Source organism: Duganella sp. FT27W, from assembly GCF_009295655.1.
GTDB lineage: Bacteria > Pseudomonadota > Gammaproteobacteria > Burkholderiales > Burkholderiaceae_D > Rugamonas > Rugamonas zoogloeoides.
The window spans coordinates 127,230-135,204 of sequence record NZ_WHIV01000007.1 but is presented as its reverse complement, the minus strand read 5'-3'; the positions used below and the strand labels follow the sequence as shown (position 1 = coordinate 135,204).

The 7,975-nt window shown below is 62.0% G+C and carries 5 protein-coding genes; 1 reads left to right on the top strand and 4 read right to left on the bottom strand.

What is annotated here, in order from left to right:
- The first annotated feature begins 99 nt into the window (after positions 1–99).
- The gene (locus F8197_RS27880; protein WP_152885294.1) at positions 100–852 is read left to right on the top strand and encodes a type IV toxin-antitoxin system AbiEi family antitoxin; all 753 of its coding nucleotides are present in this window, start codon (positions 100–102) and stop codon (positions 850–852) included.
- Positions 853–1,221: 369 nt separating this feature from the next.
- Here the strand turns inward: F8197_RS27880 and F8197_RS27875 are convergent, their stop codons facing one another.
- The 4 genes from F8197_RS27875 to F8197_RS27860 all read right to left on the bottom strand — a co-directional run bounded on the left by F8197_RS27875 (position 1,222) and on the right by F8197_RS27860 (position 7,813).
- The gene (locus tag F8197_RS27875; protein ID WP_152885292.1) at positions 1,222–3,513 is read right to left on the bottom strand and encodes a UvrD-helicase domain-containing protein; all 2,292 of its coding nucleotides are present in this window, start codon (positions 3,511–3,513) and stop codon (positions 1,222–1,224) included.
- 169 nt (positions 3,514–3,682) lie between these two features.
- Positions 3,683–6,097: a M56 family metallopeptidase gene (locus F8197_RS29040; RefSeq protein ID WP_227012451.1), complete on the bottom strand. Its 2,415-nt coding sequence runs from the start codon at positions 6,095–6,097 to the stop codon at positions 3,683–3,685.
- 88 nt (positions 6,098–6,185) lie between these two features.
- A complete protein-coding gene (locus F8197_RS27865) occupies positions 6,186–7,292 on the bottom strand; it encodes an S-(hydroxymethyl)glutathione dehydrogenase/class III alcohol dehydrogenase (RefSeq protein WP_152885290.1) in 1,107 nt (368 codons plus the stop codon).
- 71 nt (positions 7,293–7,363) lie between these two features.
- Entirely contained in the window at positions 7,364–7,813 is a 450-nt protein-coding gene (locus tag F8197_RS27860; protein WP_152885288.1) for a response regulator, read from the bottom strand.
- Positions 7,814–7,975 lie beyond the last annotated feature (162 nt).

Here is a 7,975-nt window from a genome sequence, read left to right as displayed (position 1 = left end):
GCTCAATAACTGAATTTCCACGTACACCTCGTTGGGTTTCAAGGCTGCTCCGCAAAGCAGCCATCATCTCAAAACGGTGTATCAGTTTTCAATCGCTGCTTGTATCAGTTTACAACCGCTGCTGACAACGCGTATTTGCATGGCCCCGGTCTCCTGATCTTTATGACGGGGGAAAAGCGTAGTCTTGTTCACCTGGTAATTGACGAACCCAAAGGGCTTACGAACTCAGCAGCATTGCGCGTGGTATTTGCGCTGCTTTCGCATCCTGCTCTCCTCAAGTCACCATTCAAACACATCGCAAGCACCGCCGGAGTGTCACTGGGCACAGCCTATAATGTTCTGGAAGATTTACAGCGCCGAGGCTACTTGATCAACTCCAGCGGCCTCGAGCGTAGAAAACTACTGGAGCCAAAGCGTTTGATCGATGAGTGGGCAATCAATTTCCCCACCACCTTACGTACTAAACTACATCTCAGACGTTTCAGCGCACCTGACCCCGATTGGTGGCGGTCAGTGCCCTTGGACTCTTTCCCTTGCGCGTGGAGTTCCGAAGTAGCAGCTTATAAAATGACGGGGTACCTCAAGCCATCGACGCAAACGCTTTACGTTGACCAGAAGGAAATGGATAGCGTCATCAAGGTATTGGTCAAACAGCATCGAATCAAACCTGATCCTGATGGCAACATCGAAATGCTAGAAAAATTCTGGCAGACATCGCGCGACACCGAAGTCTGCCTTGCTCCACCACTGCTGGTCTACACCGAGCTTCTTGCGTTAATGGATCCGCGCACGGATGAAGCAGCCTCCATAATCAAGGAGAAGTGCATTGACCCTACGTTTGATCAGGGATGACTGGCCAGTCGATCCCAACATCATCGATATCCTGCGTGACGTCGCAGCCGATGCATCGGCCGAAGGAATCGACTACATGCTGGTGGGGGCGACTGCAAGAGATATTCTCCTGAACCATGTGTTCGGCATTGTCGCCAGGCGAGCAACCTATGATGTGGACTTTGCAGTTGCCGTAAAAAATTGGCAGCAGTTCGACGCGTTGCGCGCCAGACTTCTGGCGCGCGGAACCTTCAAGGAACAGGGCACGGCACAGCAACGTCTCTATTTCACTGGCAGGAACGGTAATCCAGGGCGAACGCGTCGTGTCTCGCCTTCGACTTTTAGAAAAATCATTGGGGCAATGACGAAAAGCGCAGACACAACTTTTCGCTACCCCAACCGCTCCAGCTTGGCAATACTCAGATCGAGCACCTTCATCCCGGCGCTGCCGAAATTGATCTGGGCACGCGCGTTGGCGCCGCTGCCTTCGAGGTTGACGATCACGCCCTCGCCGAACTTGGCATGTGAGACCGATTCGCCGATGCGCCAGCCCGATGATTTTTGCTGCATCTTCTGGGCGATTGCGTTGTCCGAGCCGATCAATGGCGCCTCGTCCCACGCGGTCTTCTTGTTGGCGAACCAGTGGGTCTGGGCCTTGGCCGACAGCCACTTGAGCGCATCTTCCGGCAATTCGTCGAAGAAGCGCGACTTCATGTTGTAGCGCGTCTGGCCGTGCAACATGCGCGTTTGCGCAAAGCACAGGTACAGGCGCTGGCGCGCGCGCGTGATTGCCACGTACATCAGGCGCCGCTCTTCCTCCACGCCGCCCTCCTCGCGCGAACTGCTCTCGTGCGGGAACAGGCCCTCTTCCAGGCCAGTGATGAACACGTTGTTGAATTCGAGCCCCTTGGCCGAGTGCACGGTCATCATCTGCACCGCCTGCTGGCCGGCCGTGGCCTGGTTGTCGCCTGCTTCGAGCGATGCGTGCGACAGGAAGGCCGACAGCGGCGACATCACGGTGGCCAGCGGCGCGTCGGCATCTAAAATTTCGACGCCATCCTCGTTGACGATGGCCGCGCCTGCCTGCGCCTGCGACTGCGGGCCCAGGTGCGCGGGGGCGCCGTGGCCGTAGCCCTCTTCCGCCACGAACTGGGTGGCGGCGCTGACCATTTGCTCCAGATTCTCGATGCGGTCGGCGCCTTCTTTTTCGGTTTGATAGTGCGTGAGCAAGCCGCTCGCTTCCAATACCAGGCGCACCAGCTCCGGCAACGCCATCTGCTGGCTCTCGAAGCGCGCGCTTTCGACCAGTTTGACAAACCCGGCCAGCGATGTGCCACCCTTGCCGGTCATGTACGGCACGGCCGCGTACAGCGACACGCCGTACTGGGCTGACGCACCCTGCAAGTTCTCGATGGTGCGGGCGCCGATGCCGCGCGTGGGGAAGTTCACCACGCGCATGAAGGCCGAGTCGTTGTGCGGGTTGTCCATCAATTGCAGGTACGAGATCAGGTGCTTGACCTCGGCACGCTGGAAGTAGCGCAGGCCGCCGTACACGTGGTACGGAATGCCGGCCGAGAACAAGGCGTGCTCGATCACCCGCGACTGCGCGTTGGACCGGTACAGCACAGCGATTTCGCTGCGCGCGGCGCCGTCGGCGATCAGGTTTTTCGTTTCCTCGATGATCCACTGCGCCTCGCCCAGGTCGGACGTGGCTTCATACACGCGCACCTGCTCGCCATGGCCGGCGTCGGTGCGCAGGTTCTTGCCCAGGCGCTTGCTGTTGTTGGCGATCAGCACGTTGGCGGCATCGAGGATGTGGCCGTGCGAGCGGTAATTCTGCTCGAGCTTGATCAGGTTCTTGACGTGGAACTCGCGCTCGAACGCAATCATGTTGCCCACGTTGGCGCCCCGGAACGCGTAAATGCTCTGGTCGTCGTCGCCAACCGCGAACAGCGCCCCGCCGCCGCCTTCGCCATGGCCGGCCAGCAGCTTGAGCCACTTGTACTGCAAATCGTTGGTATCCTGGAACTCATCGACCAGGATGTGCTGGAAACGCTGCTGGTAGTGCTGGCGCAGCGGCTGGTTGCGGCTCAGCAGTTCATACGTGCGCAGCAGCAGTTCGGCAAAATCCACCACGCCTTCGCGCTGGCATTGATCGTCGTACAGCTGATAGAGCTCGACCTTCTTGCGCTCATCGGCGTTGTACGGCTCGATCTTGTCGGCGCGCAGGCCCTGGTCCTTGGCGCCGTTGATGAAGTACATCACCTCTTTCGGTGGAAACTTTTCGTCATCGACATTATTGGCCTTGATCAGGCGCTTGATGGCGGACAGCTGATCTTGCGAGTCGAGAATCTGGAACGTCTGCGGCAGCGCGGCGTCGCGGTAGTGCGTGCGCAGCAACCGGTTGCACAGGCCGTGGAAGGTACCGATCCACATGCCACGCGTGTTAATCGGCATCATGGCCGACAGGCGCGTCATCATCTCCTTGGCGGCTTTATTGGTAAAGGTCACGGCCAGGATGCCGGACGGCGACACCTGCCCGGTCTGGATCAGCCAGGCGATACGGGTGGTCAGCACGCGGGTTTTGCCGGAACCGGCGCCCGCCAGGATCAGGGCGCTCTGGGCCGGCAGGGTGACGGCGGCCAGTTGTTCGTCGTTCAGATTATGGAGAAGATTTTGCATCCCGTGATTATACCGGGATGCCTGCTCAAGCACCGCCAGCCACCGCGCCCGGTTCGGGCGGCAACTGGCTCCCGATCGTTCCGGTTGGCGCCGGGTTGGCGCCGTGCCGGCAACGAATGAGAAGTGTTACGCCGGGCATCACGCCCGGCGTGGCCATCGTTGCCCAATCTCAGGCCGACGGCGTGGCAGCGACCGCCTTGCCAGTGACCAGCGCCTGCTTGAACACGGCTTTCATCGCCAGCTCCGCCTCGCGCTGGGCTTGCGCGCGCTGGCGGCCCAGCGCACCCATTTCGCGGCCCATCACACTCATCGGCTTGCTCAGTTCGGCCATGCGGCGGCCCATGTCCTGGCCCACCCTGGCCGACTGCGCCACCAGGCGCAGTTGCTGGGCGTCCATTTCGCGCGCCAGTGGCGCCAGCTGCGCCTGCAACTGCGCACGACGGGCGTCGAGTGCGGCCCGCTTGTCGGTGTCAGAGGCGGACAAGGCCGCGCGCTCCAGCGCAACCTGCGCCAGGCTTCGGGCAATGATGGCCTGTTGGGCGGCAGCGCGGCCGATCTCGTGGCCGCGCTGCTCGACCTCGCGCATCCCGCCGTTGGCTTCCAGGTTCAGACGCATTTTCTCGGCTGCTGCTTCCATCACCTTGCCTTGCGCCTGCATCTTGTCGCCCTGCACCTTCATTTGCGCGTCGAGTTTTTGTACCGGCACCCAGGCGGCAATCGCTTGCGCCACCAGCGCCGGGTCTTCGATCACATAGCTCTTGTCGCGCTCGGCAAACCAGATGAATTCGCCCTTGATGGTCTTGCGCAGGTCGGCCACCTTGAGCATGTCGTCGGTGTTGCCAGCGATGGTCATGCGGCTGCGGTCAAGCGGCACCAGCGCAAACGCGCTGTCGCGTTTGCCTCTGAGCATGGTCATCCCTTCGATACTGATTGAGGAGTGCATGGCAGCGTCAGCCATCGGTGCGGCCGGGGTTGCTGGGGCGACAGGCGCCGCGAATGCTGCTGTTGCGGCGCGTGCTGCGGGGGCTGCAGGTGCTGCGGGTGCTGCGACTGTGGCACGTGCTGCTGGGGCCGCGGGTGCTGCGGGTGCTGCGACTGCGGCACGTGCTACTGGGGCTGCAGGTGCTGCGGGTGCTGCGACTGTGGCACGTGCTGCTGGGGCCGCGGGTGCTGCGGGTGCTGCGACTGCGGCACGTGCTACTGGGGCCGCTGGTGCTGCGGGTCCTGCGATTACGGCGCGAGCTGCGGGGGCCGCCGGTGCTGCGGGGGTAGCTGGCGCGACCAGTTCCGGGACAGCTTTCGGCGCGGCCGGGAGTGGCGGCAGGGCAGGCACAGCCGGCGCGGCCGGGGGCACTGCTGCTACCGGCTCTGCAGCCGCAGCAGCAACTTCCTGCGCATCGCTCGCACCGGTCGCATCCTTCGCATCGGACGAATTCTGCGCATCCTTCGCATAGGGCGAATCCGGCGCATCGGACACATCAAGCGCATTCGATGCATCCGGCACAGCGGCCACGGCAGCCGCTGTCGACGCCAGTGCGGCACCAAGCTGCGCAGCGGCCGGCGGGTTGGGCGCGGCCTGCACATAGAATACGGCGCTGGCTGCGCACAGGCCCAGCAACGGGACCACCATTTTCCAGCTGACCGGTTCGACATCGGGACGCAGCAAGCGTTTAATACGAGACATAAGATTTCCTCCATGCGCCGCGTGGGCAAGTTGTACGGTATCGAACTGGAATTTATCCAGCTCGGACAAGGCCTTTGCCAGCATCTGCGGTTGACCGAGCATGGACACTGCCAGGTCATCGGCGATTTGTTCTCGCTCTATGCGGATGCGGCGCGACAAGGCCCAAACACTTGGGTGATAGAACAGCACGATTTCCACCGCACTTTGAATCAGGTTGACCAGGTAATCACGGCGCTTGATATGTGCCAGCTCGTGCGCCAGCAGCGCTTCGAGCAATTCGGGCGGCATGCCGGTGATCAGGGACGCCGGCACCAGCAAGATCGGACGCCAGCAGCCGGCCGTGACCGGGCTGTCGAGCCCATCGGCCACGCCGAGGCGCACATGCAGGTCAAGGCCGGCGCGGCGCGCCAGGCTGGAGAGGCGACGCTGCCAGTAATGGTTGACGGTGTAGCGGTCGCTGCGGGTGCGTTCGGCTACCCACTTGAGGCCGATGGCCAGGCGCAGCGACATCAGCGCCGCACCGGCCAGCCACAGTCCGACCACCCACGGCAACTGGCCCCGCAGCACGGCTTCCCAGCCGGCCAGCACGGGCTGGTCCAGCAAGGGAGCAGAAGCAGAAGCGGCATCGGCGCCGGACATAAAAGAAGGAATCAGGGTGATGGCGCCGAGGCTGGCGCCAGGAGAGGCATCGGCAGAGTGCAGCTGGCTGATGACGCTGGCAATCGGCAGCGCCGCGCATAACAGCAGGCCGGCGCAAGCCACCGCGTAACGGGTGTGCGGCCGGGCGCGGCGCAACAGGTGCATGGCCAACGCCACGGCCCAGCCGATCAGCAGGCCCTGCCAGATAAAATGCAACAGCGCCCAGCCGACGGCAGGCACCAGAGTTTGCAATACGTCCATGCCGCACTCCCCTTGTGATGGAATGTAGAATAAATTATCTAGATAATTAAGTCTAGAACTTTTTTTCTACTTCCACCGGGGAGTAAAATTAATAAAGTACCACGGAGCGGATCGACTCTCCCGACTTCATCAGGTCGAAACCTTCGTTGATACGCTCGAGCGGCAGACGATGGGTGATCAGGTCGTCGATATTGAGCTTGCCGTCCATGTACCAGTCGACGATCTTCGGTACGTCGGTACGACCACGGGCGCCACCAAAAGCAGAACCTTTCCACTCGCGGCCCGTCACCAGCTGGAACGGCCGGGTGGAAATCTCCTGGCCCGCCGCCGCCACGCCGATGATGAACGACTGGCCCCAACCCTTGTGGGTGCACTCGAGCGCTTCGCGCATCAGTTGCGTATTGCCCACGCACTCGAAACTGTAATCCGCGCCGCCGTCGGTCAGTTGCACGATGTGGTCGACCACGTTCGGCGTGTCTTTCGGGTTGATGAAATGCGTCATGCCGAACTTGCGCGCCATTTCCTGGCGGTTCGGGTTGATATCGACCCCGATGATTTTATCGGCGCCAACCATCTTGGCCGCCTGGATCACGTTCAGGCCAATGCCGCCCAGGCCGAACACCACCACGTTGGCGCCCGCTTCCACCTTGGCCGAGAACACCACGGCGCCCACGCCGGTGGTCACGCCGCAACCGATGTAGCAAACTTTATCGAACGGCGCGTCTTCGCGGATCTTCGCCAGTGCGATTTCCGGCACCACGATGTAGTTCGAGAAGGTCGAGGTGCCCATGTAATGGAACAGCGGCTTGCCGTCGAGCGAGAAGCGGCTGGTCGCATCGGGCATCAGGCCCCGCCCTTGCGTGGAGCGGATCGCCTGGCACAGGTTGGTCTTGCGCGACAGGCAGAATTTGCACTGGCGGCATTCAGGGGTGTACAGCGGGATGACGTGGTCGTCTTTTTTCAGGGTGGTCACGCCGGGGCCGACATCGACCACGATGCCCGCGCCTTCATGGCCGAGAATCGCCGGGAAAATGCCTTCCGGATCGGCGCCGGACAGCGTGTAGTAGTCGGTATGGCAGATGCCGGTGGCCTTGAGTTCGATCAGCACCTCGCCGGCGCGCGGGCCTTGCAGGTCCACTTCCTCGATCGTCAACGGCTGGCCCGCGCTCCATGCTACGGCTGCTTTGGTTTTCATCGTTCGTCCTCTGGCTGTTATCTGGAATGCTCCATGATAACAAGCCAGGGACGATCTGTGGGCTTGCTACCTTATTGCGGTTCCACGGGCATGGTGCTGCCCAGATCCAGCAAATCGGAAACCGTACGCCACAGCTGGCGCGGCGACGTCCACGGCTTGGGCAGGAAGGCGCCGCCTGGGATGTTGGCTTCGGGATGGCGCGCCGAATACACCAACACGCGGGCGCCCGGCTGCAAATGGTGCAGGTTGTCGAGCAGCAGGCCCGCGTCGCCATCGCGCAGCTCCGGATCGATCACCACCAGCGCGAACTGCTCGCTCAGCAGCAAGTCCTGGGCAGCAGCAATGGTCGTGACGTGGGTGACGCGGGTTTCCGGCACCAGCAGCGCGGTCAGCACCAGCGCGGTGTCGGCATCGCTGTCGATGTGTAATACGCGCGGGGCGGTGACGTAGATGGAAAAGCCGATGGCGGCACTCTGGTCCTGGTCGGAACGTTGGGTGTTGCTGGAAGTATCGAAAGGCATGGCGGTCTCCGCAAAAAATCACAGCCGTCAGCAAGACTGACGGAAACGATCGGCGGAGTTGGGCCGAGAACTGGGGGACGGGCGCAGGGAAAAGGCGGCCCGGACGGTGGCAGGCGGAGCGCGATCACGCGGCCTGCTGCATCGTGCTGCAGCATGGATATA